Source organism: Rhodococcus sp. NPDC003348, from assembly GCF_053589375.1.
Genome location: NZ_JBSFRT010000041.1, coordinates 1 through 25,647 on the forward strand (window position 1 = coordinate 1; position 25,647 = coordinate 25,647).

24 protein-coding genes are annotated in these 25,647 nt (G+C 71.2%); 12 read left to right on the top strand and 12 right to left on the bottom strand.

Features of this window, described 5'->3' with window-relative positions; translation table 11 throughout:
- Positions 1–129: 129 nt before the first annotated feature.
- Genes ACWDU4_RS22405 through ACWDU4_RS22415 form a run of 3 tightly spaced genes read left to right on the top strand, consistent with a single transcriptional unit; the run spans position 130 to position 1,654 of the window.
- Positions 130–561, top strand: coding sequence for a DUF1707 SHOCT-like domain-containing protein (locus ACWDU4_RS22405; RefSeq protein ID WP_450116131.1), 432 nt, complete (start codon positions 130–132; stop codon positions 559–561).
- A complete protein-coding gene (locus ACWDU4_RS22410) occupies positions 561–902 on the top strand; it encodes a hypothetical protein (protein ID WP_450116132.1) in 342 nt (113 codons plus the stop codon). The genes ACWDU4_RS22405 and ACWDU4_RS22410 overlap by 1 nt, the downstream gene beginning before the upstream one ends.
- A gap of 53 nt (positions 903–955) precedes the next feature.
- Positions 956–1,654 (top strand): NAD-dependent deacylase, encoded by a 699-nt coding sequence (locus tag ACWDU4_RS22415; protein ID WP_450116133.1) that lies wholly within the window; start codon positions 956–958, stop codon positions 1,652–1,654.
- 38 nt (positions 1,655–1,692) lie between these two features.
- Here the strand turns inward: ACWDU4_RS22415 and ACWDU4_RS22420 are convergent, their stop codons facing one another.
- From ACWDU4_RS22420 to ACWDU4_RS22440, 5 genes are all read right to left on the bottom strand, one after another.
- Entirely contained in the window at positions 1,693–2,496 is an 804-nt protein-coding gene (locus ACWDU4_RS22420) for a tyrosine-protein phosphatase (protein ID WP_450116134.1), read from the bottom strand.
- A gap of 83 nt (positions 2,497–2,579) precedes the next feature.
- Positions 2,580–3,398, bottom strand: coding sequence for a tyrosine-protein phosphatase (locus tag ACWDU4_RS22425; protein ID WP_450116135.1), 819 nt, complete (start codon positions 3,396–3,398; stop codon positions 2,580–2,582).
- A 62-nt stretch (positions 3,399–3,460) separates the two neighbouring features.
- Positions 3,461–3,658: a hypothetical protein gene (locus ACWDU4_RS22430; RefSeq protein WP_450116136.1), complete on the bottom strand. Its 198-nt coding sequence runs from the start codon at positions 3,656–3,658 to the stop codon at positions 3,461–3,463.
- A gap of 150 nt (positions 3,659–3,808) precedes the next feature.
- Positions 3,809–5,158, bottom strand: a complete 1,350-nt coding sequence (gene lat / locus ACWDU4_RS22435; protein WP_450116137.1) for an L-lysine 6-transaminase — start codon at positions 5,156–5,158, stop codon at positions 3,809–3,811.
- Between the two features lie 63 nt (positions 5,159–5,221).
- Positions 5,222–5,662, bottom strand: coding sequence for an Lrp/AsnC family transcriptional regulator (locus tag ACWDU4_RS22440; RefSeq protein WP_450116138.1), 441 nt, complete (start codon positions 5,660–5,662; stop codon positions 5,222–5,224).
- 56 nt (positions 5,663–5,718) lie between these two features.
- Between ACWDU4_RS22440 and amaB the strand changes: the two genes are divergently transcribed.
- Positions 5,719–7,224, top strand: coding sequence for an L-piperidine-6-carboxylate dehydrogenase (gene amaB, locus ACWDU4_RS22445; protein WP_450116139.1), 1,506 nt, complete (start codon positions 5,719–5,721; stop codon positions 7,222–7,224).
- Between the two features lie 100 nt (positions 7,225–7,324).
- Complete coding sequence (locus ACWDU4_RS22450; protein ID WP_450116140.1) at positions 7,325–8,338, top strand: acyl-CoA dehydrogenase family protein; 1,014 nt, start codon at positions 7,325–7,327, stop codon at positions 8,336–8,338.
- Here ACWDU4_RS22450 and ACWDU4_RS22455 read toward each other — a convergent pair.
- Positions 8,335–9,162: an alpha/beta fold hydrolase gene (locus ACWDU4_RS22455; RefSeq protein WP_450116141.1), complete on the bottom strand. Its 828-nt coding sequence runs from the start codon at positions 9,160–9,162 to the stop codon at positions 8,335–8,337. The genes ACWDU4_RS22450 and ACWDU4_RS22455 overlap by 4 nt on opposite strands.
- Before the next feature lie 84 nt (positions 9,163–9,246).
- On the opposite strand from ACWDU4_RS22455, the gene ACWDU4_RS22460 reads away from it, so the two are divergent.
- From ACWDU4_RS22460 to ACWDU4_RS22470, 3 genes are read left to right on the top strand one after another with little or no spacing between them, the layout of a single operon-like run.
- Complete coding sequence (locus ACWDU4_RS22460) at positions 9,247–13,833, top strand: ATP-dependent helicase (protein ID WP_450116142.1); 4,587 nt, start codon at positions 9,247–9,249, stop codon at positions 13,831–13,833.
- Between the two features lie 29 nt (positions 13,834–13,862).
- On the top strand, positions 13,863–14,666 hold the full coding sequence (locus tag ACWDU4_RS22465) for a DNA-formamidopyrimidine glycosylase family protein (RefSeq protein WP_450116143.1): 804 nt from the start codon (positions 13,863–13,865) through the stop codon (positions 14,664–14,666).
- Positions 14,663–15,247 (top strand): hypothetical protein, encoded by a 585-nt coding sequence (locus ACWDU4_RS22470; RefSeq protein ID WP_450116144.1) that lies wholly within the window; start codon positions 14,663–14,665, stop codon positions 15,245–15,247. The genes ACWDU4_RS22465 and ACWDU4_RS22470 overlap by 4 nt, the downstream gene beginning before the upstream one ends.
- 25 nt (positions 15,248–15,272) lie before the next feature.
- On the opposite strand, the gene ACWDU4_RS22475 is transcribed toward ACWDU4_RS22470, so the two are convergent.
- The 3 genes from ACWDU4_RS22475 to ACWDU4_RS22485 all read right to left on the bottom strand — a co-directional run bounded on the left by ACWDU4_RS22475 (position 15,273) and on the right by ACWDU4_RS22485 (position 17,222).
- Positions 15,273–15,731 (bottom strand): hypothetical protein, encoded by a 459-nt coding sequence (locus ACWDU4_RS22475; protein WP_450116145.1) that lies wholly within the window; start codon positions 15,729–15,731, stop codon positions 15,273–15,275.
- 38 nt (positions 15,732–15,769) lie between these two features.
- The gene (locus ACWDU4_RS22480) at positions 15,770–16,357 is read right to left on the bottom strand and encodes a TetR/AcrR family transcriptional regulator (RefSeq protein WP_450116146.1); all 588 of its coding nucleotides are present in this window, start codon (positions 16,355–16,357) and stop codon (positions 15,770–15,772) included.
- 97 nt (positions 16,358–16,454) lie between these two features.
- Positions 16,455–17,222 carry an SDR family NAD(P)-dependent oxidoreductase gene (locus ACWDU4_RS22485; RefSeq protein ID WP_450116147.1) on the bottom strand — a complete coding sequence of 256 codons (768 nt, stop codon included), beginning with the start codon at positions 17,220–17,222 and terminating at the stop codon, positions 16,455–16,457.
- A gap of 70 nt (positions 17,223–17,292) precedes the next feature.
- Between ACWDU4_RS22485 and ACWDU4_RS22490 the strand changes: the two genes are divergently transcribed.
- Together ACWDU4_RS22490 and ACWDU4_RS22495 are read left to right on the top strand one after the other, a co-directional pair.
- On the top strand, positions 17,293–17,994 hold the full coding sequence (locus ACWDU4_RS22490; RefSeq protein WP_450116148.1) for a TetR/AcrR family transcriptional regulator: 702 nt from the start codon (positions 17,293–17,295) through the stop codon (positions 17,992–17,994).
- Between the two features lie 279 nt (positions 17,995–18,273).
- The gene (locus ACWDU4_RS22495) at positions 18,274–18,771 is read left to right on the top strand and encodes a hypothetical protein (protein ID WP_450116149.1); all 498 of its coding nucleotides are present in this window, start codon (positions 18,274–18,276) and stop codon (positions 18,769–18,771) included.
- 46 nt (positions 18,772–18,817) lie between these two features.
- Here the strand turns inward: ACWDU4_RS22495 and ACWDU4_RS22500 are convergent, their stop codons facing one another.
- Positions 18,818–20,551 (bottom strand): glycerol-3-phosphate dehydrogenase/oxidase, encoded by a 1,734-nt coding sequence (locus tag ACWDU4_RS22500; protein WP_450116150.1) that lies wholly within the window; start codon positions 20,549–20,551, stop codon positions 18,818–18,820.
- Positions 20,552–20,632: 81 nt separating this feature from the next.
- Between ACWDU4_RS22500 and glpK the strand changes: the two genes are divergently transcribed.
- Complete coding sequence (gene glpK, locus ACWDU4_RS22505) at positions 20,633–22,135, top strand: glycerol kinase GlpK (RefSeq protein WP_450116151.1); 1,503 nt, start codon at positions 20,633–20,635, stop codon at positions 22,133–22,135.
- A 66-nt stretch (positions 22,136–22,201) separates the two neighbouring features.
- On the opposite strand, the gene ACWDU4_RS22510 is transcribed toward glpK, so the two are convergent.
- Both ACWDU4_RS22510 and ACWDU4_RS22515 read right to left on the bottom strand, forming a co-directional pair.
- The gene (locus ACWDU4_RS22510) at positions 22,202–23,377 is read right to left on the bottom strand and encodes an aminotransferase-like domain-containing protein (protein ID WP_450116152.1); all 1,176 of its coding nucleotides are present in this window, start codon (positions 23,375–23,377) and stop codon (positions 22,202–22,204) included.
- A gap of 156 nt (positions 23,378–23,533) precedes the next feature.
- The gene (locus ACWDU4_RS22515; RefSeq protein WP_450116153.1) at positions 23,534–24,937 is read right to left on the bottom strand and encodes an NAD(P)H-quinone dehydrogenase; all 1,404 of its coding nucleotides are present in this window, start codon (positions 24,935–24,937) and stop codon (positions 23,534–23,536) included.
- A 176-nt stretch (positions 24,938–25,113) separates the two neighbouring features.
- Here ACWDU4_RS22515 and ACWDU4_RS22520 point away from each other — a divergent pair, with 176 nt between their 5' ends.
- A complete protein-coding gene (locus tag ACWDU4_RS22520; protein WP_450116154.1) occupies positions 25,114–25,590 on the top strand; it encodes a gamma-glutamylcyclotransferase in 477 nt (158 codons plus the stop codon).
- Positions 25,591–25,647: the final 57 nt, after the last annotated feature.

The window sequence follows — 25,647 nt, forward strand, 5'->3', positions numbered from 1 at the left end:
CCGGGTGCCGCGATCACGCAGGGCACCGTCCTCGCCGAACTCAAGTAAGACGCTCACGCCGAATGCCCCCGACCCCGACCCCGAGGTCGGGGGCATTCGGCGTTTCAACGCAGTCGTTAGTCTGTCGACATGGCCGAACCACCGGAGATTCGCATCGGGACCGCCGAACGCGAGCAGGCGCTCGAACAACTCAGCCGGCACTTCAGCGACGGCCGGTTGTCGGTGACCGAGTTCGACGAGCGCAGCGGGCTGATCACCGCCGCGACCACCCGCGGACAGCTCGAGCAGGTGTTTGCGGATCTCCCCACGCCGACGGCAGCGACCGCCGCGCCCGCGGACGCCTCCACCCCGGACCGCCGCTTCTCCCCCGACTGGCAGGGCCGGATCATGGCGCTGATCCCGCTCGTCGCCCTTCTGCTCTTCTTCGTCACCGGCAGCTGGCTGTGGTTCCTCGCGATCCCCGCCGCCGGCATCCTGCTGTTCGGCACCGATCGCGAACGCAAGCAGCGCAGGCACCGGGACCACCGCCGCCGCGAGCTCGGGGACGGAGACGAGGGCTGATGGAACCGATCGAGATCAACGCCGGTTCCTGGTATCTGCGTGCACTGCGGGAGGACGAGCGCGTCGACGACCGTCCCGCCCTCGCCGACGGCGGTGTCACCGACCCGGATTACATCGCCAACCGCACCGCGCAGTGGGCGGCGGAGGAGCACTACTCGTGGGCGGTGTGCGAACCCACCACCGGCGAACTGCTCGCCGAGGTCGGCCTGACGCCGCGCGGTGACGTCGGCGAGCTCGGCGGCTGGGCACGACACGGCCACGACGACGCACTGGCGAGCGCGAGCGATGCCGTCCGGCGTTTCGCCGAGGGAGCGCTCGGGCTCACCGTAGCCGACCGCTGAGGGCGACCGCCGGGCGACGGCGCGGGCACTCGGTGCACGGGTAGCCTTTTTCCGTGTCCCAGATCGTGGTCCTGACCGGTGCCGGCATCTCCGCAGAGAGCGGAGTGCCGACCTTTCGCGACGCCGACGGCCTGTGGGAGAGCCACCGGATCGAGGACGTGGCCACGCCGGAGGGGTTCGAGCGTGACCGGCTCACGGTGCAGCGGTTCTACGACGCCCGCCGCGACGCGCTGCGCACCGTCGAACCGAATCACGCCCACCGGGCGCTGGCCGAGTTGGAAGAGACACTCGGAACGAGGCTACTGGTCGTCACCCAGAACATCGACGACCTGCACGAGCGGGCCGGCTCGCGCAACGTGATCCACATGCACGGCGAGCTCCGCAAGGCCCTGTGCCGCGCGTGCGGCGTCGCCTCGCCGTGGGACGACGGTTTGATCGACGGGCCGCCCTGCCCCCGCTGCGGAGTCGCCGACCTGCGGCCCGACGTGGTGTGGTTCGGCGAGATCCCGTACGAGATGGAGCGCATCGCCGACGCCCTCACCGAGGCCACCCACTTCGTGTCCATCGGCACCTCCGGTGCGGTCTACCCCGCGGCCGGGTTCGTCCGGCACGCCCGGCAGCACGGTGCCCGGACCCTCGAGCTCAACCTCGAGCCCAGTGAGGGAAGCCACCTGTTTCACGAGACACGGCAGGGCCGGGCCGGCGACCTGGTACCGGCCTGGGTCCGCGAGATGCTGGAGTCGCGGCGCTGACCACCCGTGCGCCCCGGCACGCAACCCGGGCGTGCGTTTCAGCCCTCGAGCAGATGCGAACGAATGGCCTGCTGCGCGGCCCCGTCGATCCCGAGACCGTCGGCGAAGTATCCCTCCACCGTCCCGAACTTCTCCCGCATCTGCCCCAGAGCCGTCTGCAGATATTCGGGACGGACGCCGAGCACCAGCTCGAGAAGTTTCGGGTCGCCACCCCCTGCGGTGAACTTGTCGAAGACGGCCTGGAACGACGGCAGCAGCTGGTCGTTGGTCAGCAGGTAGTCGTGGAACACGTCGTCCTCGTCGACACCGAGCAGGAGCAGCAGCGACGCGGTGGCCCAGCCGGTACGGTCCTTGCCCGTCGTGCAGTGCACGAGGGCGGGCAGGGCGTCGGGCGCCGCGAGGTCGACGAACATCGCCCGGTACGACGCGAGCGCGCTCGGCAGGGTGACCAGGTCGCGATAGACCTCGAGGAACAGGTCCATCGCGTGGGTGTCGCCGAGATACTTCTCGAGGATCGCCGGTTCCTCCAGCACGGACTGCATCTGGGCGGCCATCGACGCCTGCACCTGGTCGGCCAGCACGTCCAGCGGCACCTCCCGAACCGATGCCGGCGCCCGATCGGGCGCCGCGTCGCGCTCGGCCGCGGTGCGCAGGTCGAACACCGTCACGAGACCGAGGTCGGCGAGCCTGATCGCATCGTCGACGGTGACCTTGCTCAGATCCGTCGAACGGTAGAAGCGACCGAAGCGGACCGTCGCGCCGTCACGGGTGCGATACCCGCCGATCTCGCGCAGGTTCGGGACGGACAGGATCGGGATGCTCGTGCCGGGCGTGATCGTCATCTGCCCAAAGTAGGCGAATCCGACACCGGTGGCTCCCCAACCGTCTCGGGGACCGGTTCGTGTCGCGTGGGACGCTGCGGCCGTCAGTCCCGGGTGAGGAGCCGGGCCCGCAACGCGTCGACATCCTCGGTGCCGAGCCCGAGACCCCGCACGAAGTAGCCCTCGATGTCGCCGAAGTCGGTGTGCATCTGGTCTAGCGCGGCCTCCAGGTACTCGCGGCGCACGCCGAGCAGCGGCAGGAGGATGTCGGGGTTGCCGCCGGCGCTGCGGAACCGGTCGAACACCGGCGCGAGCGCGGGCAGCAGCTGCTCGTTGGTCAGCAGGTACTCCTCGAACACCTGGTTCTCGTCGACGCCGAGGACCAGCAGCAGCGCGGCCACGGCCCACCCGGTGCGGTCCTTGCCGGTGGTGCAGTGAATCAGAACCGGTGTGTCCTCGCGGCGGGCCAGGTCGGTGTACAGCGCCCGGTACGCGGCGACCGCGGACGGCATGGACACGAACTCGCGGTAGCTGCCGAGCAGGTGCGAGTTGGTGCCGCCGGCGTCGCCGCCGAGCAGCTGCTCCGCGAGGACGGGATCGCCGATGAGCTTCTGCATCATCGCCGGGGCGGCGGACGGGTCGCGGTCGGCGAGCACGTCGAGCGCGACCTCCTTCGCGCCGGTCGGCACGCGGTCCGGGCGGTGCTCGCGTTCGGCGAGTGTCCGCAGGTCGAACACCGTCGCGACGCCGAGGGCGTCGAGCGCGGACCGGTCCGAGTCCGCGACCGCGCCCAGATCGGTGGAGCGGTAGACCCGGCCGCTGCGCACCACCGCGCCGTCCGTGGTGCGGTACCCGCCCGCATCCCGCAGGTTGGGGACGGAGGCGACTGGAATCGGCGACCCGACCGGGCGCGAGATGCTCATGCCTGCACGGTAAACCACGCCGCGGACACCGTCTGCGCCCATCCCCCGCCGCTCCGCTCACCTCACTGCCCGGTCGACACTTCGACGGTGCGCGCAGGCTGCGGCCACGGCGCACAGGGCGCCCCCGCGCTCGGTGCGGCGGCCTCGGTCATGACGACGCCGATCGCCATGCCGAGCACCAGCGCGGCGGCGACACCGATCACCCAGGTCGCCTTCGAGACGGCCGGATCGGGATGTGTGGTCGGATCGAACTCGTTCAAGTGCTGGTTCCTCGGGTGCAGGTTCGGGGCGGGACCGGCACGCGGACGAGGCTGTCGCACAGCCTCGTTCACGCGGGTCCTCGCCGCTCCACCGCGGAGCCGACCAGAATGACAGGGGGCACCGACACGTTCTCCCGAAGCCCCGCCCGGTCAGGCCCCCGGCACCCCGTCCGCCGCGAGCACCCGGTCCAGCGCGGCGACGGCGTCCGACAGTTCGGTGGCGGTGACGGTCAGCGGCGGCCGGAACCGGATCCCCCGTTCCCCGGTGCCGAGAACCAGTACCCGCTCGCACTCGCGCAGGGCGGCGACGGCGGCGTCGCGGCGCCCCGCGGTGTCGAGGGTGATCGCGCACATCAGGCCGCGGCCACGCGGGTCGCTCACCCCGTCGTGCCTGCGTGCGAGCGCCGTCAATTCGGTGAGCAGGTGCGAGCCGAGGAGCCGGGCCCGGTCGATGAGCCGGTCGCGCTCGATCACCTCGAGGATGCGCCGGGCGCGCACCATGTCCGTGAGGTTGCCGCCCCACGTGGAGTTGATCCGTGAACTCACCGCGAAGACGTTGTCGGGGATCTCGTCGACGCGGCCGCCGGCCATGATCCCGCACACCTGGGTCTTCTTCCCGAACGCGACGACGTCCGGTCGCAACCCCAGTTGCTGGTAGGCCCAGGCGGTGCCGGTGAGCCCGGCGCCGGTCTGCACCTCGTCGAGGACGAACAGCGCGTCGTGCTCGCGGCACAGGTCGGCCATCGCCAGCAGGAACTCCGCCCGCAGGTGCCGGTCACCCCCCTCCCCCTGGATGGGTTCGGCAACGAAACAGGCTATGTCGTAAGGGTTCTCGACGAAAGCGCACCGAGCCTGGTCGAGTGCGCGGGCCTCGGCCGCGGCGATGTCCGTCCCGGCTTCGATCGCGGGGGCGTCGATCCGCGGCCACGCGAACAGCGGGAACCGTGCGACCTTGACCGGATCGGTGTTGGTCAGCGACAGGGTGTAGCCGCTGCGACCGTGGAAGGCGTGCCGCAGGTGCAGCACCTGGGAACCGAGCGCGCGGTCCCGGCCGGTCGCCTCGTTGCGGCGGCTCTTCCAGTCGAACGCGACCTTGAGCGCGTTCTCGACCGCGAGCGCGCCGCCGTCGACGAGGAACAGGTGCGGCAGCGCGGGATCGCCGAGGACCCGCTCGAATGCCTGCACGAAGCGTGCCATCTCGACGGTGTAGACGTCGGAGTTGCTCGGCTTGTTCACTGCGACTTCGGCGAGTTCGGCGAGGAACTCCCCGTCGTCGGCGAGCGCGGGATGGTTCATGCCGAGCGCGTTCGAGGCGAAGAACCCGAACATGTCGAGATATTCGGTGCCGTCGCGCTGGTCGACCAGCGTGCGACCGCGGGATCGGGCGAGGTCGAGGACGAGGTCGAATCCGTCGACCAGCATGTGCGCACCCAGCACGCCGAGAACCTCGCCGGGTCCGATGTCCCCGACTCCGCGCCGCTGATCGACCGCGCCACTCATATTCCGAGGTTAGGCCAAAACTTCCCGTTCAGACACGATATTCAGTAACATTTCCGGCCCTATCTATGCCCTGTCGTAAAATGTCTGCAGAATGATGGTGCTGCGGGTACGGACGTTGGCTGTGGTCCGGATCAGCTGCAACAGCCGCTCGAGCGCCCGCGGAGACTCCACCCGCACCAGCAGGACGTAGCTCTCCTCCCCCGCGACCGAGTGGCAGGCCCGGATCTCCGGAATGTGCGCCAGGCGAGCAGGCGCATCGTCGGGACCCGACGGATCGAAGGGAGTGATCGCCACGAAAGCGGACAGTTCCTCACCGAGCGCTTCGGGGTCGACGCGCGCACCGTATCCGCGGATCACGCCGCGCGCCTCGAGCCGGCGCACCCGGGTCTGGACCGCCGACACCGACAAACCGGCCTTTTCCGCGAGCGTGGCGAGCGTCGCCCGTCCGTCGTCGACGAGTTCCCGCACGAGCAACGTGTCGATCTCGTCCAGTGGCTCCGACATGGGGGCAGGCTAGCCCAGTAGGTTCCCATCCGCCGCGACCGCAAGAGGTGCATCCGATGTCCCCCACTTCCCCACGCGAACTCGCCGCCCGGGCCCTGCAGGCGTGCGGTGTCCCCACGCCACCCGACGACGGGGACCTGCCCGCCCGCACGCCGATCGATGGATCGACACTGTTCCGGCTGCAGTCCTCCACCCCCGAGCAGGTGGACGCCGCGATCACCGACTCCCGGCACGCCTTCGAGCGGTGGCGGGTCGTGCCCGCACCGCAGCGGGGCGCGCTCGTGCGCCGGCTCGGGGAACTGCTCACCGAACACAAGCAGGACCTCGCAACACTGGTGACGATCGAGGCGGGCAAGATCGAATCCGAGGCCCTCGGTGAGGTGCAGGAGATGATCGACGTCTGCGAGTTCGCGGTCGGGCTGTCCCGCCAGTTGTACGGCCGGACAATGCCTTCCGAGCGGCCCGGGCACAGATTGATGGAGACGTGGCACCCACTCGGCGTCGTCGCGGTGATCTCGGCGTTCAACTTTCCGGTCGCGGTGTGGTCGTGGAACGCCGCCGTGGCGCTCGTGTGCGGGGACCCGGTGGTGTGGAAGCCGTCCGAACTGACCCCGCTGACCGCGCTCGCCTGCGACGCGCTGGTCCGGCGCGCGGCGGCGGACACCGGCGCCCCCGACGGCGTGCACCGGGTGCTGCTCGGGACCGGTCCGGTGGGCGAGCGGCTCGTCGACGATCCACGGGTGGCTCTCGTCAGCGCCACCGGCTCCGTCCGCATGGGCCGGGAGGTGGGCCCGCGGGTCGCGGCCCGGTTCGGCCGCTGCCTGCTCGAACTGGGCGGCAACAACGCCGCGGTCGTCGCCCCCTCCGCCGACCTGGATCTCGCGGTCCGGGCGATCGTGTTCGCAGGCGCGGGTACCGCCGGGCAGCGCTGCACCACACTGCGCAGGCTGATCGTGCACTCGTCGATCGTGGACACCGTCGTCGACCGGGTGGCGGCCGCCTACCGGAAGTTGCCGGTGGGCAGCCCCCTCGACGACGGCGTCCTGGTCGGTCCACTGGTCCGCGAACAGGCTTGGGACGGCATGGTTTCCGCACTGGACCGGGCCCGCGCCGACGGCGGCACGGTGGTCTGCGGCGGCGACCGGGTCGAGCGGCCCGGGGTGTACGTCTCGCCCGCCCTCGTCCGGATGCCCGCACAGACCGCGGTGGTCCGCGAGGAGACCTTCGCGCCGGTCCTCTACGTCCTGACCTACGAAGACCTCGACGAGGCGATCGCGCTCCACAACGCGGTCCCGCAGGGGTTGTCGTCGGCGATCTTCACCCTCGACCAGCGCGAGGCCGAGCGGTTCCTCGCCGCCGACGGGTCGGACTGCGGCATCGCGAACGTCAACATCGGCACCTCGGGCGCCGAGATCGGCGGCGCGTTCGGCGGCGAGAAGCACACCGGCGGCGGTCGCGAGTCGGGCTCCGACTCGTGGAAGGCGTACATGCGCCGGGCCACCAACACCGTCAACCACTCCGACCAGCTGCCCCTGGCACAGGGCGTCGAGTTCGGGCGCTGACGCATCGTGAGTCCTTCCGGTCCGGTGGCGGGCCGGAAGGACTCACCGGCGGCGGAGCCGCCTCGCGCCGATGCCGTCTCCGGGCCCTTACCCTGAGGGCGTGACGCACTGGTCCGAGCTCGCTCACGAAGTCGCCGAGGACGTGCTGTTCCCGGCCGCCGACAGCGTGGACGCCGACGGCGAGATCCCGTCGAGCCACTTCGCCGCACTGGCCGAGGCCGGGTTCTACGGGCTCGCCGCGCCCCCGGACCGGGGCGGCCCGGCACTCGACACCGGCGAGCTGGTCGCGGTGGTCGAGATCCTCTGCGGCGGCTGCCTGGCCACCGCATTCACCTGGATGCAGCACCACGGTGTCGTCAGCTCGCTCGCCTCGAGCCCGAATCACGATCTCCGTGAACGACTCTGGGACGGCCTGGTCAACGGGTCGGTCCGCGGCGGGGTGGCGTTCGCCGGCGCGATCCCGCAGCCGCCACTGCTCTACGCGCGACGGGTGGACGGCGGATACGTGCTCGACGGGGTCGCGCCGTTCGTCACCGGCTGGGACATCGTCGACGTCCTGCAACTGTCCGCCCGTGACGAGTTCGACGACTCGATCGTCCACCTGGTGGTGGACGCCACCGCCACCGAGGCGGTCGTCGTCGAAGAACTTCCGCTGATCGCGGCCCGCGGCAGCAACACGGTGCGGCTGCGGCTCGACGGGTTCGAGGTTCCGGACGCCCGGGTCGCGAATGTCACCTCGCCCGAGGTGTTCGCGGCCGGTCAGCTGTTCGGGTCGTGGTTGAACGGCTGCATGGCAACCGGCGTGGCACGGCGCTGCCGGACCGAGCTCGCGGAGCGGGGAGTCGACGTCGATCCGTTCGAGTCGGCCGCCGACACGGTCCGCGAGCGTCTGGACAAGGCGCTGACCGTGGCCGGCGACTTGTACGACGCCCGCGCCGCCGCATCGGAACTGGCCATCGTGACCGCGGCCGCGCTGGTGACCGCCACGGGAAGTGCGGCGTCGATCGGCGGCAGCACCGCCGAACGGCTGATGCGGGAGGCGACGTTGACCCTGGTCGCCGCGTCGCGGCCGCAGATCCGCTCGGCGCTGTTGGACCGACTCGGCAGCGGCTAACGCGCGATCGGACGTTCGACGGCGGCCGTCACGTGCCCGCGGATCGTCTCGGCGACCAGCGCCGGATTCTCCAGCATCGGGATGTGCCCGACCCCGGGCAGAACCACCCGGCCTGCGGTGGCGGGCAGCTCGTCGAGGAATCGCCGGCCGTACGTCTCGATCGGCAGCAGCGTGTCGTGCTCGCACAGCACCAGCAGTGTCGAGACCCGAACCCGGCCGATGCCGCGGATTCCGCCGTCCCGCAAGCCCATCCATTCGGTCGGCAGGAACGCGCCGCAGTGCGTCGCGGCCTTGATGACCAGCCGGAGGTCGTCGGCGGGCACCGCGGCGTCGTCGTGGGAGAGCAGCCACAGCACCAGTCGCCGCACCAGTGGCATCCTCCACGCCTGGTCACCGATCAGGCGCCCGATCCCGATGAACGGCGCCAGCGCCAGGAAGATCGCCCCGAGTCGCAGTTCGGACGGCGAGAGGTCCGACCAGCCGCCGGCCGGGGCGATCGCCGTCAGGGAACGTGCGCGGCCGCGCCGCTCGAGTTCGAAGCCGACCCAGCCGCCGAGGGAGTTGCCGACGATGTGGCAGGTGTCCCAGCCGAGCTCGTCGACGATCCGCTCCACACCGTCGGCGTAGTTGTCGATGCTGACGTCGAAGGGCCGGACGCGTTCCCCGGCCCAGTGTCCCGGCATCGAGACCGCCAGCACGTCGTGGTCGGCGGCCAGCAGGTCGGCGGTTCGTCGCCACACGTGATGAGACAGCGCGAACGGGTGAATCAGCAAGACCGGTTCGCCGGCGCCCACCCGCCGGAACCGAGCTTCCGCAGTGGTCATCCGGGCAGGCTACGACACCTGTCGAGGGACCGCGCCGTTTCGACACCCACTCGTGATGTCGGGGGCGCGAGGCAGGATGGACCCATGGATGCCGTGCAGGATGGGCGCAGCGACGCCGTGCGGGATGGGCGCAGGGACGCCGTGCTCGACAGGTTCTCGGCGCCCACCCGCGAGTGGTTCGCGGGTGCCTTCCCTGCGCCGACGTCCGCACAGCTCGGTGCGTGGGAGGCGATCGCGGACGGTTCGCACGCCCTCGTCGTCGCACCGACCGGCTCCGGAAAGACCCTCTCGGCGTTCCTGTGGGCCCTCGACCAGCTGGCCACCCGCCCGCACCGGCTCGCCGACACGACGGAGGAGCAGCCCACCGGGACGACGGTCGTCTACGTCTCGCCGCTCAAGGCACTGGCGGTGGACGTCGAACGCAACCTGCGCGCCCCACTCGTCGGGATCACCCAGACCGCGAAGCGACTCGGCCTGACGCCGCCGGAGATCACCGTCGGCGTCCGGTCGGGCGACACCGCCCCGGCCACGCGGCGCGCGATGCTGCGCACCCCGCCGGACATCCTGATCACCACCCCCGAGTCGCTGTTCCTGATGCTCACCTCCGCGGCCCGCGAGACCCTGGCGACGGTGCGGACGGTGATCGTCGACGAGGTGCACGCCGTCGCCGCCACCAAACGCGGCGCGCACCTGGCCCTCTCGCTCGAGCGGCTGGACATGCTGCTGGACCGGCCGGCGCAGCGGATCGGGCTCTCCGCCACCGTCCGCCCGCACGAGGAGGTGGCCCGGTTCCTGGCCGGCTCGGCGCCGGTGCACGTCGTCGCACCGCCCGCACCGAAGACGTTCGACCTGACGGTCCGGGTCCCGGTCGAGGACATGACCGAGCTCGGTGTCACCGACCCGGACCCGACCTCGGAATCACCGGCGCCGCAGCAGGGTTCGATCTGGCCGCACGTCGAGGAACAGATCGTCGACCTGGTGCTCGAGCACTCCTCGTCGATCGTGTTCGCCAATTCGCGCCGCCTCGCCGAACGCCTGACCGCACGACTGAACGAGGTGTACGCGGCGCGACTCGGCGACCCGGTCACCACCCTGCACGCGCCGCCTGCGCAGATCGGCGCGCCGACCGAGGTGAACCACGGCGCCGAGCCGCTGCTGGCGCGCGCCCACCACGGATCGGTCAGCAAGGACCAACGCGCACTGATCGAGGACGACCTCAAGTCCGGCCGGCTGCGGTGCGTGGTCGCCACGTCCAGTCTCGAACTCGGCATCGACATGGGTGCGGTGGACCTGGTGATCCAGGTCGAGGCACCGCCGTCGGTGGCCAGCGGGCTGCAGCGCGTCGGCCGGGCGGGGCACCAGGTCGGGGAGATCTCCCGCGGCGTGCTCTTCCCGAAGCACCGCACCGACCTGATCCACTGTGCCGTCACGGTGGAGCGGATGACCACCGGGAAGATCGAAGCCCTTGCGGTACCGGCGAACCCGCTCGACATCCTGGCGCAGCACACCGTCGCGGTGTGCGCGCTCGACCCGATCGACGCGGGGGCGTGGTTCGACGCGGTCCGGCGCACCGGGAACTTCGCGACCCTGCCCCGGTCCGCCTACGACGCCACCCTGGACCTGCTCGCCGGCCGCTACCCGTCCGACGAGTTCGCCGAATTGCGACCGCGGCTGGTGTGGGACCGCGACGCCGACGTGCTGACCGGCAGGCCCGGATCGCAGCGCCTCGCCGTCACCTCGGGCGGCGCGATCCCCGACCGTGGGCTGTTCACCGTCTACATGGTGGGTGAGCGCAACGCGCGGGTCGGTGAGCTCGACGAGGAGATGGTCTACGAGTCCCGGGTCGGGGACGTGTTCGCGCTCGGCGCGACCAGCTGGCGGATCGAGGAGATCACCCACGACCGGGTGCTGGTCTCCCCCGCCTACGGGATGCCGGGCCGGTTGCCGTTCTGGCACGGCGACGGCCTCGGCCGGCCCGCCGAGCTCGGCGCCGCGCTCGGCGGGTTCCTGCGCGAGACCGCGCTCGGCGACCCGGCGGAGCTGCGGCCGCGGCTGACCGCCCAGGGCCTCGACGAGAACGCGACGAACAACCTGCTGGCGCTGGTCGACGAGCAGCGTGCCGCGACCGGGCAGGTGCCCAGCGACCGCACCCTGGTGCTGGAACGGTTCCGCGACGAACTTGGCGACTGGCGGCTGGTGCTGCACTCCCCGTACGGGCTGCCGGTGCACGCACCGTGGGCTCTGGCGATCGGCGCCCGACTGCAAGAGCGGTACGGGATCGATTCCGCGCCAACCGCATCCGACGACGGCATCATCGTCCGGCTGCCGGACACCGAGGACGCGGCGCCCGGTGCGGAGCTGTTCGTCTTCGACCACGACGAGATCGAGGACGTCGTCACCGAGCAGGTCGGGGCGTCGGCGCTGTTCGCGTCGCGGTTCCGCGAGTGTGCGGCCCGCGCCCTGCTGCTGCCGCGCCGCAACCCGGGTCGCCGCGCCCCGCTGTGGCAGCAGCGGCAGCGGTCCGCGCAACTGCTGGACGTGGCCCGCAAGTACCCGACGTTCCCGATCCTGCTCGAGACGGTCCGCGAGTGCCTGCAGGACGTGTACGACCTGCCGTCCCTGATCCGGCTGCTGACCGACGTGGGCCGCCGCCGGATCCGGATCGTGGAGGTGGAGACGCCGTCGCCGTCCCCGTTCGCCACGGCGCTGCTGTTCGACTACGTCGGCGCGTTCATGTACGAGGGCGACAGTCCACTCGCCGAACGCCGCGCCGCCGCACTGTCGTTGGACTCGACGCTGCTCGCCGAGCTGCTCGGCCGGGTGGAGTTGCGGGAACTGCTCGACGAGGCGGTGATCGAGCAGACCGAACGCGAACTGCAGCGGCTCGCCGAGGACCGCCGCGCGAAGGACGCCGAGGGTGTCGCCGACCTGTTGCGGCTGCTCGGACCGCTGACCGAAACGGAGGTGGCCGCCCGCGCCACGGCGGATCCGCGGGAGTGGCTGGCCGGGCTCGAAGCCCACAAGCGTGCGATGCGGGTCGCGTTCGCCGGGCAGCAGTGGTGGGTCGCGATCGAGGACGCCTCGCGAATGCGCGACGCACTCGGGGTACCGCTGCCGATCGGCACCCCGGCCGCGTTCATCGAGCCGGTCGACGACCCGCTCGGTGACCTGATCGGCCGCTACGCCCGCACCCACGGTCCGTTCACGCTCGCCGAGTGTGCCTCCCGGTTCGGGCTCGGCACCTCGGTGGTCCGGGACGTGCTGTTGCGGCTGGCGCAGGACAAGCGGGTCGTCGAGGGCGAGTTCCGTCCCGCGGCAACGGGTTCGGAGTGGTGCGACGCCGAAGTGCTGCGCCGGATCCGGCGCAGGTCCCTGGCCGCGGCCCGGCGCGAGGTCGAACCGGTCGAACCGGAGGCGCTCGGCCGCTTCCTCCCCGACTGGCAGCACGTCGGCGGCGGACTGCGCGGCGTGGACGGGGTCGCGGCGGTGATCGACCAACTCGCCGGGGTGCCGATCCCGGCGTCCGCCTGGGAGTCGATGGTGCTGCCGTCGCGGGTGCGCGACTACCGGCCGTCGATGCTGGACGAACTGACCACCACCGGAGAGGTGCTGTGGTCCGGAGCCGGGCAGATCTCCGGCAGCGACGGCTGGGTCCGCCTGCACCTGGCGGACACCGCGCCGCTGACGCTGCCGCCACCTCAGGACATCGAACTGTCCGATCTGCACCGCACGATCCTCGACACCCTGGCGCCGGGCGGGGCGTACTTCTTCCGCACCCTGTCGGACCAGATCGGGTCCACCGACGACCCGGCGCTGGTCGAGGCGCTGTGGCAACTGGTGTGGGCCGGGCACCTGTCGGGCGACACGTTCGCGCCGCTGCGGGCGCTGCTGTCGGGCACCACCCGAGCGACCCCGAGCCACCGGACTCCGCGCCGCGCACCCCGGACCCGCGCGTACCGGGCGTTGCCGCGGCCGGCACTGCCGTCCCGCACCGGTCCCCCGACGGTGGGCGGCCGGTGGTCGCTGCTGCCCGATCCGGAGCCGGACCCGACGATCCGTGCGCACGCCCGCGCCGACCTGCTGCTCGACCGGTACGGGGTGCTCACCCGAGGCTCGGTGGTCGCGGAGGACGTGCCCGGCGGGTTCGCGCTGATGTACAAGGTGTTGCGCGGGTTCGAGGACGGCGGCCGGTGCCGGCGCGGCTACTTCGTGAACGGTCTCGGTGCGGCCCAGTTCTCGACGTCCGAGGTGGTGGACCGGCTCCGCGGCTTCGCGGAGCCGGGAGCCGAGCCCGCCCGCGCCGCGGTCGCGCTCGCCGCGACCGACCCGGCGAACCCGTACGGCGGCGCGCTGCCGTGGCCCGCCACCGACGGCGGTCATCGCCCGGGGCGCAAGGCCGGAGCGATGGTCGTCCTCGTCGACGGCGAGCTCGCGCTCTACGTCGAGCGGGGCGGCAAGACACTGCTCACGTTCACCGACGACCCGGGGACCCGGCACAGCGCCGCCATCGCCCTGGCCGAACTCGTCGACCGCGGCGGCGTCGACAAGATCGTCATCGAGAAGGTCGACGGCGAGTCGGTGCACACCAGCCCGCTGTCCCCCGCGCTGGTCGAGGCGGGGTTCTCGGCGACGCCCCGCGGGCTGCGCAAACGGACCTCGTATGGGCACTGACCGGATGCGCCCGGCGCGAGGCGGTGCCGATGCCCGAGGGTGACACCGTCTGGCAGGCCGCGAGCAGGCTGCGCCGCGCGCTGATCGGCACGCCGCTGACGGTCTGCGACATCCGGGTGCCTCGGTTCGCGACGGTGGATCTGACGCCCGGACCGGTCGACGAGGTGCTCAGCCGCGGCAAGCACCTGCTGATCCGGGTCGGCGAGGCGACAGTGCACTCCCACCTGAAGATGGAGGGCGAGTGGCACGTGTACCCGGCGGGCGCGCGGTGGCGCCGGCCCGCCTGGCAGGCCCGAATCCTGCTCGGCACCGAGGATTTCCTCGCCGTCGGGTTCCAGCTCGGCATCGTCGAGGTGCTCGCGCGCGCCGAGGAGGAGCGCGCGGTCGGGCACTTGGGGCCGGATCTACTCGGCCCCGACTGGGACACCGGCCGCGCCGCGGCGAACCTCGGCGCCGAGCCTGGCCGCCCGATCGGCGTGGCCCTGCTCGATCAGCGCGTGATGGCCGGGGTGGGCAACGTCTACCGCAGCGAACTGTGCTTCCTGCGCGGCGTGCACCCGGCGACACCCGTCGCGGACGCCGGGGAACCGCGAGCGTGGGCGGATCTCGCGCACCGCCTGCTGACCGCGAACCGCGACCGCACCGTCCGCATCACCACCGGCGACCGCCGTCGCGGTCGCACCACGTGGGTGTACGGCCGCGCGGGCAAGCCGTGCCTGCGCTGCGGCACCCTCGTCGCGGCCGGCATGCTCGGTGACGGCACACCCGATCGTGAGCGGCAGATCTTCTGGTGCCCGAACTGCCAGCCGCAGACCGCTACCGTCACCACATGACGATTCTCCAGGTGGGCGACGCGCAGGAACGACTGCCCGAACTGATCGCGGCAACCACCCGAGGAAAGGAACGGTTCGACATCATCGCGGGCGGAGCGCGCGCGGCGGTTCTCCTCGGCGCGAACCACTACGACGGGCTGCGCGAGACGATCGCCCTGCTGTCCGACCCGCCGATGCTGGCTGCGCACGAGCTCGGTGTCGCCGAGATCGCCGCCGGGGACGTCGTCGACGCTGCCGCCCTCGGTCGGGCCATGCACGACGCCGACCGCGGTCCCGGGGAAGCAACCCCGCCGACTTCGGTGGAATCGCGCCATCGACTGGCCGTCGCACGATCGGCGGCGCTCGCCCTCACCGGAACGGTCCGCGCCCCCGACGCACTCGCGCTGTTCGGCGTCCTCACCGGCCCCCTGCTCGACGACCCGCGCGCCATCGGCGCCGAACTGGACGCGCCGGCGCTGTCACTCCTCTACTCGTTCCCGCGGGGCGCCAATCGGGTGGTCTTCCGGATCGACGAGATCCGGCGGATCGTCGAGGTCACGGCGATCGGCCCGCGCGCCGACGCGTACACGGACTTCCGGTAGCGCAACGCACCCGAGGCCGGGAGTCTCACGACTCGACCGTCACAGCCACCACGTTGTCGTCGGGATCGAGTCGGACCGCGGGCCAGTAGCCGTCCATGAAGTGGTCGCCACACGTGTCCGCCAGGTGCAGCACCACGTCGCCGCCGGGGTGGGTCTCGACGGTGTCGAGCACGAGATCGTCGTGGGCGTCGGCGAGTTCCTCGACGGACGGTGGGTCGTCGCCGAATTGCCGGACCACGGCCTCGACGGCGCTGCGGACCAACCGATCGTGATCGTGCACGACCCGGCGGAGCCTGGGCAGCAGCGAACGGGCCTCGTCGGGGTCGACGGCGGCGGCGAGGAATGCGACGTCCCGCCCGCCGAGTTCGAGTGTCAGGCTGAAATGCCGGTCGTCGAGGCGGGTTCCGTCGGTGAGGTCGAGGTGACCACGGACGAAGGTGCCGAGAGCCTCGTCGACGATCTCCCGATCCGGGGTTGTGGACATGCTCGCCAATCTAGACATCCCCGGGACGGGTCCCCGCGTCAGAGCCTGCTCGCCCGCTCGAGCAGGCCGAGGCAGTGCCGGATCAGGGTCTCGCGCGGCACGGTGACGGTGCCGTCGAGGTAGCCGATGAACAGGCTCGTCAGGGCACCGACGAGGCCGAGGGCGCGCAGGGCCCGTTCGTCGGGATCGGCGATGTCCTTCAGTTGATCTGCCACCAGGACAACGAAACTCGGGGCGAGCGCGAGGCCGCGGCCGCCGAGCGCGGGTTCGCGCAGCGGCGCCAGCAGCAGCACCCGGCCCGCCTCCGGGTGGTCGAGGACGAGTTCGACGAACGCCCGCACCGCGTGTTCGGCGACCTCCGCGGGGCCGTCGGCCTTCGCGACCGCCGCCACCAGCGCGGCACGGGCCCGCTCGCCCACCTCCGCGTACACCTCCCGGATGTAGGTGTCGCGGTCGGCGAAGCTCTCGTAGAAGTACCGCTCGGTGAGGCCGGCCGCGCGGCAGGCGGCGCGCACGTTGACGCCCGGAGCGTCGGCCGTCCCCAGCAGGTCCACGCCGACCTCGAGCAGACGCGTGCGTCGCTGCAGGCGGCGCTGGTCGAGGTCGGGGCGGTCGGTGGCACTCATCGCGCCCGAGTCTAGGAGACGGGCAGCTCCGCTGCTCGTGCGCGGTTTGCGGGTGTGGGGACCCGCAAACCACGCACGAGCGCCGGAGGCGCCTGCGTCACATGTGGGTGCCGCCGTCGATGCGAATCTCGGTGCCGGTGACGAACTTTCCGTCATCGGACGCGAGCATCGCGATCACGCCGGCGACGTCCTCCGGCGGCGCGAACCCGTTGCCGATCCACGGGTACAGCTTGCCGATCAGGCTCGGGTCGACGCCCTCCTCCGGGAAGCCGGGGTTGCTGGTCATCCCGGACGCGATGGAGCCGGGTTCGACGGCGACCGCGCGCAGGCCCTGCTTGGCGTACTCGAGCGCGATCGCGTGCGTGAAGGACCGGATGCCGCCCTTCGTCGCGGCGTAGGCGGCCATGTACGGGTGCGCGAACGACGCCGAGGTGGAGCTGAAGTTCACCACCACACCCTTCCCCGATTCGAGCAGGGCGGGCAGTGCCTGACGCGTCACGAGGAACGTGCCGGTGAGGTTGACCCCGATCATCGTGTTCCAGAACTCGAGAGTGGTCTCCGCGGTGTGCGAGGACCGCAGGATGCCGGCCGCGTTGACGAGGACCTGCAGGCCGCCGAGGCCTTCGATGGCCCCGCCGATGGCCTCACGTACCGAGTCCTCGCTGGAGATGTCGACGACGGCGGTGGTGAGGCGGTCCGCGACGCCGGCCTCCTCCGCACGCCTGCGGGTCTCGGCGAGGCCCTGCTCGGACACGTCCGCGGCCGCGACGACGCCGCCCTCGGACAGCAGCCGAGCCACGGTGGCCTGACCGATGCCCGATCCCGCGCCGGTGACGAGCACCTTGCGTCCCTCGAAGCGATTCATGAGCAGCACTCCTTCTGGTCTCCCGCAGCACTCCTGGTCTGCAGACTGCGTACCTGCACGCTACGCCGGAGTGGCACAACGTGCCATGATGGTGACCATGGCCGACCCGATCGCGCAAGCCCCCCGCTCACTGACCGAGCGCCGCAAGGCCCAGACCCAGCTCGAGATCGCCCGCTGCGCGGCCGAGCTGTTCGCCGCCCGCGGCGCGGCCGCCGTCACCGCGGAGGACATCGCCACCGCGGCGGGCATCGGACTGCGCACCTTCTACCGCTACTTCCCCACCAAGGAGGCGGCGGTCACCCCCCTGCTCGCGGGCGGTGTCGCGGACTGGATCGCCGACCTGGCCGCCACCGAGCCGGGGACGCCGCCGGTCGAGGCCCTCGCGAGCTCCGCGCACCGGGCCCTGTCCCGGTCCGACCGGTTCGGCAGCGACTCCCTGCGCCTGAGCCGCGGCCTGCTCCGCGCCGTCCCGGGCGACCCGGGCCTGGAATCGGTGTGGTTCCGCGTCGTGCACGACACCGAGGAAGCCCTCGTCACCGTCCTGGGCCCCCTGATGGGCCCGGACGCGGACCCCGTCGACGTCCGGCTGATGGCGGTGGCGGGCAACACCGCGATGCGCCTGGCGATCCAGACGTGGGCCGGAACCGGCGACCCCGACGGCACCACCGGCGCCGACGGCGCCGGACCGAGCCCCGCCGACATCGCCGTCCGCTGCATCCGCACCCTGACCGCCGGCCTCGCGGCGCCGGGTTCGGATCCGTCCCGGGGCTGACCCGACGTCCGACTCCCCGCCAGCACACTCTCAGCAAATCCATAACTCGCTCCGAGGTGCGCCACGGCTACGTACCGCAGTCTGGAACCTGTCCGGAAAACATCCGCACAGGAAGGCTCGACCATGGCCACCGCATCCATCGCCGTCCTCGTCCTGATCGTCATGGCGATCTCCGGGCTGGCCGCCCGGTCGGCCCCCGGCACCGTCGTGCGGACACGCTGAGTGCGCGAGAGCGGCGCCGAGCCGACTGCGCCGACCGCGCATGCCAAGCTGTACCCCATGACGCGCGAGCCCCTGTCCACCGAGGACTACGCCAGCCGGATCAGTGCCTACGTCTACGGCAACATCCTGGTGCTGGCCGCTCTCGTGCCACTGAACAACGCGAGCGTCACGCATGCGGCACTGGTGATCATCGGGACCGGGATCTCCACCTTCATCGCGCACGCCTTCGCCGAATCCCTCGGGCGCAGCACCCGAACCGGCCATGCCCTGACCTGGTCGGAACGACTCGACGAGCTCCGCGACTCGGTGCCGGTCCTGACGTCGGCACTGATCCCGGCGGTGCTGGTGTGGTTGGGCAGCGGACTCGGCTGGATCGAACTGACCACGGCGCTACTGCTCGCCGAGGTCTGGGTGGTCACCCGTATCGCGGGCATCGCCTACGTCATCACCCGGTTGCGCGGTGAACGCCCGACTCGGAACACCCTCGTCTCATCGTTCGTACTCGGGTTCGTCGCGGTGCTGATCGTCGCGATCAAGCTGGTCCTCACCCACTGAGCCCGACGCTGCCCCTGCCGCGGCAGCGCCGGGGCAGCGTCCGCCGTCACCGCGAGATCGGCACCGGCTCCAGGATTTCCGCACGGGCCTCGGGTGCGGCCGCCCGCAGCGCGTCGGCGGACTCGTCGTCGGGCCTGCGCTGCGACTCGACCTCCGCCTCGACCCGCGCCCGATAGGTCTCGACCTCGCGATCGACCGCCGCCGCGTCCCAGCCCAGCACGGGCGCCACCAGGTGCGCGACCTGCTCGGCGCAGTTCACGCCGCGGTGCGGGTACTCGATCGCGATCCGGGTCCGGCGGGCGAGGATGTCCTCGAGGTGCAGTGCCCCCTCCGCCGCCGCCGCGTACACCGCCTCGACCTGCAGGTAGTCCGGGGCGTCGGTGATCGGTTGCAGCAGTTCGGGTGTCGCCGCGCCGAGTTGGAGCACGTCGTCGATCAGCGAACCGTAGCGGTCGAGCAGGTGCTTGACCCGGTACGGGTGCAGCCCGTACAGCTCACCGAGGTGCACCGCCTGGTTCACCAGCGCGAAGTACCCGTCCGCGCCGACCAGCGGCACCTTCTCGGTGATCGACGACGCGATCCGCGCCGGAATGTCCTCGGACGCAATGTCGACGGCATCCTCGGCCATCACCCGGTAGGTCGTGTACTTGCCTCCCGCGATCGCGACCAGCCCGGGCGCCACCCGCGCGACCGCATGCTCCCGGGAGAGTTTCGAGGTCTCGTCGGACTCCCCCGCGAGCAGCGGGCGCAGTCCGGCGTAGACGCCGTCGATGTCGTCGTGGGTGAGCGGGGTGACGAGCACATTGTTCACGTGCCCGAGGATGTAGTCGATGTCGGCCTTCGTCGCCGCCGGATGTGCGAGGTCGAGATTCCAGTCGGTGTCGGTGGTCCCGATGATCCAGTGCCCGCCCCACGGGATCACGAACAGCACCGACTTCTCCGTGCGCAGGATGATCGCGGCGTCGCTGACGATCCGGTCCCGGGGCACCACGATGTGCACGCCCTTGCTGGCCCGGACCCGGAACCGGCCCCGCTGGTGCGACAGCGCCTGGATCTCGTCGGTCCACACTCCGGTCGCGTTGATCACGACGTGACCGCGCACCTCCGTGGTGCTGCCGTCCTCCGAATCCCGCACGCGCACACCGGAAACCCGATCCGCCTCGCGCATGAACCCGACCACCTGCGTCGAGGTGCGCACCACCGCACCGTAGTGCGCGGCCGTGCGCGCCACCGTCATCGTGTGCCGCGCGTCGTCGACCACCGTGTCGTAGTAGCGGATTCCGCCGACGAGCGCGTTCCGCTTGAGCCCCGGCGCCATCCGCAGCGCACCCGCCCGCGTCAGATGCTTCTGCGCGGGAACGGACTTCGCGCCGCCCATCCGGTCGTAGAGCATGAACCCGGCCGCCATGTACGGGCGTTCCCACACCCGGTGCGTCAGCGGGAAGAGGAACTTCAGCGGTTTCACCAGGTGCGGCGCCAGCGTCGACATCGACAGTTCCCGCTCGTGCAGCGCCTCCGCGACCAGACCGAACTCGAGCTGTTCGAGGTAGCGCAGACCGCCGTGGAACATCTTCGACGACCGAGACGAGGTACCCGAGGCGAAGTCCCGCGCCTCCACCAGCGCCACCTTCAGTCCCCGCGTCGCGGCGTCAAGCGCGGCGCCGGCGCCGACGACCCCGCCGCCCACCACCACCACGTCGAACTGTTCGGTCCCCAACTGCTCCCAGGCCAGCTTCCGCTGATCCGGGCCGAGGAACTGCACACCAGGTTGCTTGTCCAACTCGAGCTCCAGAGGTTGTCGGCAAATCTCGCTCCAGGCTAGTAGCTTCGTGCCGAGACCGCCCGAGAGACGAGGACGCCCGTGACCAAGTACATCGCCGCGATCGATCAGGGCACCACGTCGAGCCGCTGCATGATCTTCGATCACGGTGGCCGCGTCGTGACCTCCGCCCAGCAGGAACACCGCCAGATCTTCCCGCAGGCCGGGTGGGTCGAACACGACGCGGCCGAGATCTGGCGCACCACCCGCGAGGTGGCCGCCGCCGCGCTCGCCAAGAAAGACCTCACCCGCGACGACATCGCCGCGGTCGGCATCACCAACCAGCGCGAGACGACCGTCGTCTGGGACCGCGCCACCGGCGAACCGGTGTACAACGCGATCGTCTGGCAGGACACGCGCACCGACCGGCTGTGCGAAGAGATCGCCGACGGGCACGGCCCCGACCGCTACCGGCAGACCACCGGACTGCCGCTGTCCACGTACTTCTCCGGGCCGAAACTGCGGTGGATCCTGGACAACGTCGACGGTGTCCGGGCCCGCGCCGAGGCCGGCGACCTGTGCTTCGGCACCATGGACAGCTGGATCCTGTGGAACCTCACCGGCGGACCGGACGGCGGCGTGCACGCCACCGACGTCACCAACGCGTCCCGGACACTCCTGATGGACCTGACAACCCTGGACTGGGACGAACAGATCTGCGCGGACATGCGGATCCCGACGTCGATGCTGCCGCAGATCCGCAGCTCCTCCGGCCCGTTCGGCACCTGCCGGGAACGCGGCCCGCTGGCCGGCGTCCCGATCGCCGGCATCCTCGGCGACCAGCAGGCCGCCATGTTCGGGCAGGCCTGCCTGTCCCCCGGCGAGGCGAAGAACACCTACGGCACCGGGAACTTCCTGCTGGTCAACACCGGCACCACCCCGGTGCACAGCAAGCACGGACTGCTGACGACGCTGTGCTACCGGATCGGTGAGAGCGCACCGGTGTACGCGCTGGAGGGCTCGGTGGCGGTCACCGGGTCGCTCGTGCAGTGGCTGCGCGACAACCTGGGGATCATCAACTCCGCCAAGGAGGTCGAACTGCTCGCGTCCGCGGTCCCGGACAACGGCGGCACCTACTTCGTGCCCGCGTTCTCCGGACTGTTCGCGCCGCGGTGGCGACCGGACGCCCGCGGAGCGATCGTCGGGCTGACCCGCTTCGTGAACAAGGGCCACCTCGCTCGGGCCGCGCTCGAGGCCACCGCCTTCCAGTCCCGCGAGGTGATCGAGGCCGCCGAGGCCGACTCCGGTGTCGCCCTCACCTCGCTGAAGGTCGACGGCGGGATGGTGCTCAACGAGACCCTCATGCAGTTCCAGGCCGACATCCTCGACGTCCCGGTGATCCGGCCGGTCGTGAACGAGACCACCGCACTCGGTGCGGCCTACGCCGCCGGACTCGCCGTCGGATTCTGGAGCTCCGAGGACGACATCCGCGCGAACTGGGAGATCGGCCACACCTGGACGCCGAACATGCCTGCCGAGCAACGGGATCGGCTGTACCGGGAGTGGAACAAGGCCGTCGAGCGCACCTACGACTGGGTCGACTGACCACCCGTTGGTTCCCTGATGTCACATTGGCTCACTTGCCGACAGCAAATGTCACATTGGGGAACCTCACCGCAGGGACCGGTGGGCCGCGGCGAGGCGGGTCAGCCCCTCGGCCAGCCGGTCGGGAGTGTTCGTCGTGAAGCACACCCGTGCGCTGTGCCGGGCGCCGTCCGTGACGGCGAACGCCGATCCGGGGACGAACGCCACCCCGTGGTCCAGCGCGGCCGACAGCAGCGCCTCGGTGTCGGTGCCGTCGCCGAATTCGAGCCAGCCGAACATGCCGCCGGCGATCGGCCCGAGCGTCGCGACCCCGGCGAGCTCCCGGTCGACCGCGGCGCGGAGTGCGGCGGCCCGGCGCCCGTACTCGGCGCGCAGGCCCGCCAGGTGCGCCGTGTACCAGGCGTCGTCGGCGAGCAGGTCGGCCGCGACCTGGTGCGTGAGCCGCGACCCGCACAGGTCCGCGCCCTGCTTGAGCAGTTCGACGGCCGCGCAGATCTCCGGCTCCGCGACCATCCAGCCGACGCGCAGCGCGGGCGCGAGGGTTTTCGAGGCACTGGACAGCCGGATTACCCGGTCCGAGTGCGCGGCAACGGGTTCCGGTGGTGCATCGCGGAAGTACAGCTCGCCGTACGGGTCGTCCTCGACGATCCGGAAGTCGTAACGCTCGGCGAGGGCGGCCAGCGACCGGCGCCGGTCGGCGGACATGGTCACGCCGCGCGGATTGTGGAAGGTACTGACGGTGTGTACGAGGGCCGGCCGCTCCCCCGCGGCGAGGAGTTCGGCGAGCCGGTCCACCCGCATGCCGTCCGCGTCGAGGGGCACGGTGACGATGCGGGCCTCGGCGGTCCGCAGCACCTGCAGCGCCCCGGTGTAGGCGGGCTCTTCGACCACCACGGTGGCGCCGGGATCGAGCAGCGCCTGCGCGAGCAGGCTCAGCGCCTGCTGGGAGCCGTGGGTGATCACCACCCGCGATGCGTCGACCGGCCCCTGCCGTCGCGCCGACTCGCGCGCGGCCACCACCTCACGCAGTCGGGCCAGCCCGGTGGTCTCGGTGTACTGCAGCGCGGCCGGCGACCCCAGCACCCGCTCGGTGGTGTCCCGGATCCGGTCCAGCGGGACCAGGTTCGGATCGGGAAGCCCGCCCGCGAGACCGATGACGTCGGGGCGAGCGGTGACCGCGAGCAGATCGCGGATTGCGGAGGAACGGAGCGCGGACATGCGTCGCGCGAGAACTGGGGACATGACGACTCCCGGTGGAAGTGGACGAGGTTCGAGGCGACCTGGCGCTCGGATCCACGGGCGGGAGGTACTGAAGGGGCGACCGGGGTTCCCGGCCGCCCCTCATTGTTCCAGAGAGGTTCGGCATGTGGAACGTGGGGCCCACATGCCGGGATCCTCCTAGTCCAGGTCGTCGTGCCGCATCAGCTGACGGGCGGCCTCGGTGATCGAACCGGACAGCGACGGGTACACCGAGAACGTCTGCGCGAGATCGTTCACCGACAGGTTGTTCTGCACCGCGATCGCGATCGGCAGGATCAGCTCGGACGCGGTCGGAGCGACCACCACGCCACCGATCACCACGCCGGTCGCCGGGCGGCAGAAGATCTTCACGAAGCCGCGGCGCAGGCTCGACATCTTGGCGCGCGGATTCGTGTTCAGCGGCAGCATGACGGTGCGGGCGGGCACCTCGCCGTTGTCGATCGAGGCCTGGCTCACGCCGACGTTCGCGATCTCCGGGCGGGTGAACACGGCCGACGCGACGGTCTTGAGCTTGATCGGGCTCACACCCTCGCCGAGGGCGTGGTACATCGCGATCCGGCCCTGCATCGCCGCGACCGAGGCGAGCGGGAACAGTCCCGTACAGTCGCCGGCCGCGTAGATCCCGGACACGGCGGTGCGCGAAACCCGGTCGACCCGCAGGTAACCGCCCTGGTCGAGTTCGATGCCGACCTTCTCCAGGCCCAGACCCGACGTGTTCGGGGTGGAGCCGACCGTCATCAGGGCATGACTGCCGGTGACCGTGCGACCGTCGGACAGCCGGACGATGATCCCGTCCTCGGTGCGCTCGACGGCGTCGGCGCGGGCGTGCTTGACGAGGGTGACACCGCGCTCGGACAGCGCTTCCTCGAGCACCATCGCCGCATCGGCGTCCTCGTGCGGCAGCACCCGGTCCCGGCTGGAGACCATCGTGACCCGCACACCCATCTCGGTGTAGGCGGAGACGAACTCGGCGCCGGTGACACCCGAGCCGACGACGACGAGATGCTCCGGCAGCGAGTCGAGGTCGTAGAGCTGGCGCCAGTTGAGGATGCGGTCGCCGTCCGGCTCCGCGCCCCGCAGGACCCGAGGAGACGCACCGGTCGCGATCAGCACCACGTCGGCCTCGAGCACCCGCTCTCCGCCCTCGGCCAGGATGGCCTTGATCTTGTGGGAGGCCATCCCGATCACCGGGTCGATCAGCTCGCCGGTGCCGGAGAGCAGCTCGACGCCTGCGGTCTGCAGCTTGTCGCGGATGTCGGCGGACTGGGCCTGCGCGAGGCTCTTGACCCGGGAGTGAATCTGCGGCAGCGAGATCGTCGCCTGGGACGGGTCGAGCGCGATGCCCAGGTCGGTGGCCCGGCGCATGTCGGTGCGGACACCGGTCGAGGCGATGAACGTCTTCGAGGGAACGCAGTCCCACAGCACGCACGCGCCGCCCACACCATCGGAATCGATCAAGGAGACTGCCGCCCCATGCTGCGCCGCGACCAACGCCGCCTCGTAGCCGGCGGGTCCGCCGCCAATGATCACGATCCGGGTCATCCGTCCTCCATGTTTCGGCAGGTGCTGTTTCAGCAGCGTGTGCACACTTCTCGGTGCGTCCACGCTATTCCACCCGCCCGTCCGCGCGCACATCGACAGGGCCGCCGTGCGCCGAGCGGAGCGAATTGTGCTGTGTACGGTTCGATGGCCGTCGGCTCACGGTCTACGCTTTCCGCGTGCCGATTTACGCCGCGTACGGATCCAACATGCACCCGGAGCAGATGCTCCAACGCTGCCCGCACTCGCCGATGGCGGGTACCGGCTGGTTGAACGGTTGGCGGCTGACCTTCAGCGGCGGGGACATCGGTTGGGAGGGCGCGCTCGCGACCGTCGTCGAGGACCCCGACTCCCGGGTGTTCGTGGTGCTCTACGACGTGCCCGACGAGGACGAGGCCAGCCTGGACCGGTGGGAGGGTTCCGAGCTCGGCATCCACCGCAAGATCCGGTTGCGCGTCGACACCGACACCGGCGACTCGGTCCTGGCGTGGCTGTATGTGCTCGACGCCTACGAGGGTGGCCTGCCCTCGGCCCGCTACCTCGGCGTGATGGCCGACGCCGCGGAGATCGCGGGAGCTCCCGCGGAGTACGTCCGCGAGCTGCGCACCCGCAACAGCCGCAACGTCGGCCCCGGCACGCCGGGCTACGGCAGCTAGCCCCGGCACGCCGGGTTACGGCAGCCAGCCCCGGCACGCCGGGCTACGGGCAGCCAG

Bases quoted from the DNA above. Each gene is read 5' to 3' on its own strand.
- ACWDU4_RS22470 (WP_450116144.1), top strand. From the start codon at position 14,663: ATGACGATTCTCCAGGTGGGCGACGCGCAGGAACGACTGCCCGAACTG.
- ACWDU4_RS22455 (WP_450116141.1), bottom strand. From the start codon at position 9,162: ATGACCACTGCGGAAGCTCGGTTCCGGCGGGTGGGCGCCGGCGAACCG.
- ACWDU4_RS22510 (WP_450116152.1), bottom strand. From the start codon at position 23,377: ATGTCCCCAGTTCTCGCGCGACGCATGTCCGCGCTCCGTTCCTCCGCA.
- ACWDU4_RS22440 (WP_450116138.1), bottom strand. From the start codon at position 5,662: ATGTCGGAGCCACTGGACGAGATCGACACGTTGCTCGTGCGGGAACTC.
- ACWDU4_RS22465 (WP_450116143.1), top strand. From the start codon at position 13,863: ATGCCCGAGGGTGACACCGTCTGGCAGGCCGCGAGCAGGCTGCGCCGC.
- ACWDU4_RS22420 (WP_450116134.1), bottom strand. From the start codon at position 2,496: ATGACGATCACGCCCGGCACGAGCATCCCGATCCTGTCCGTCCCGAAC.
- ACWDU4_RS22410 (WP_450116132.1), top strand. From the start codon at position 561: ATGGAACCGATCGAGATCAACGCCGGTTCCTGGTATCTGCGTGCACTG.
- ACWDU4_RS22485 (WP_450116147.1), bottom strand. From the start codon at position 17,222: ATGAATCGCTTCGAGGGACGCAAGGTGCTCGTCACCGGCGCGGGATCG.
- amaB (WP_450116139.1), top strand. From the start codon at position 5,719: ATGTCCCCCACTTCCCCACGCGAACTCGCCGCCCGGGCCCTGCAGGCG.
- ACWDU4_RS22495 (WP_450116149.1), top strand. From the start codon at position 18,274: ATGACGCGCGAGCCCCTGTCCACCGAGGACTACGCCAGCCGGATCAGT.
- ACWDU4_RS22515 (WP_450116153.1), bottom strand. From the start codon at position 24,937: ATGACCCGGATCGTGATCATTGGCGGCGGACCCGCCGGCTACGAGGCG.
- ACWDU4_RS22425 (WP_450116135.1), bottom strand. From the start codon at position 3,398: ATGAGCATCTCGCGCCCGGTCGGGTCGCCGATTCCAGTCGCCTCCGTC.
- ACWDU4_RS22460 (WP_450116142.1), top strand. From the start codon at position 9,247: ATGGATGCCGTGCAGGATGGGCGCAGCGACGCCGTGCGGGATGGGCGC.
- ACWDU4_RS22405 (WP_450116131.1), top strand. From the start codon at position 130: ATGGCCGAACCACCGGAGATTCGCATCGGGACCGCCGAACGCGAGCAG.
- lat (WP_450116137.1), bottom strand. From the start codon at position 5,158: ATGAGTGGCGCGGTCGATCAGCGGCGCGGAGTCGGGGACATCGGACCC.
- ACWDU4_RS22480 (WP_450116146.1), bottom strand. From the start codon at position 16,357: ATGAGTGCCACCGACCGCCCCGACCTCGACCAGCGCCGCCTGCAGCGA.
- ACWDU4_RS22475 (WP_450116145.1), bottom strand. From the start codon at position 15,731: ATGTCCACAACCCCGGATCGGGAGATCGTCGACGAGGCTCTCGGCACC.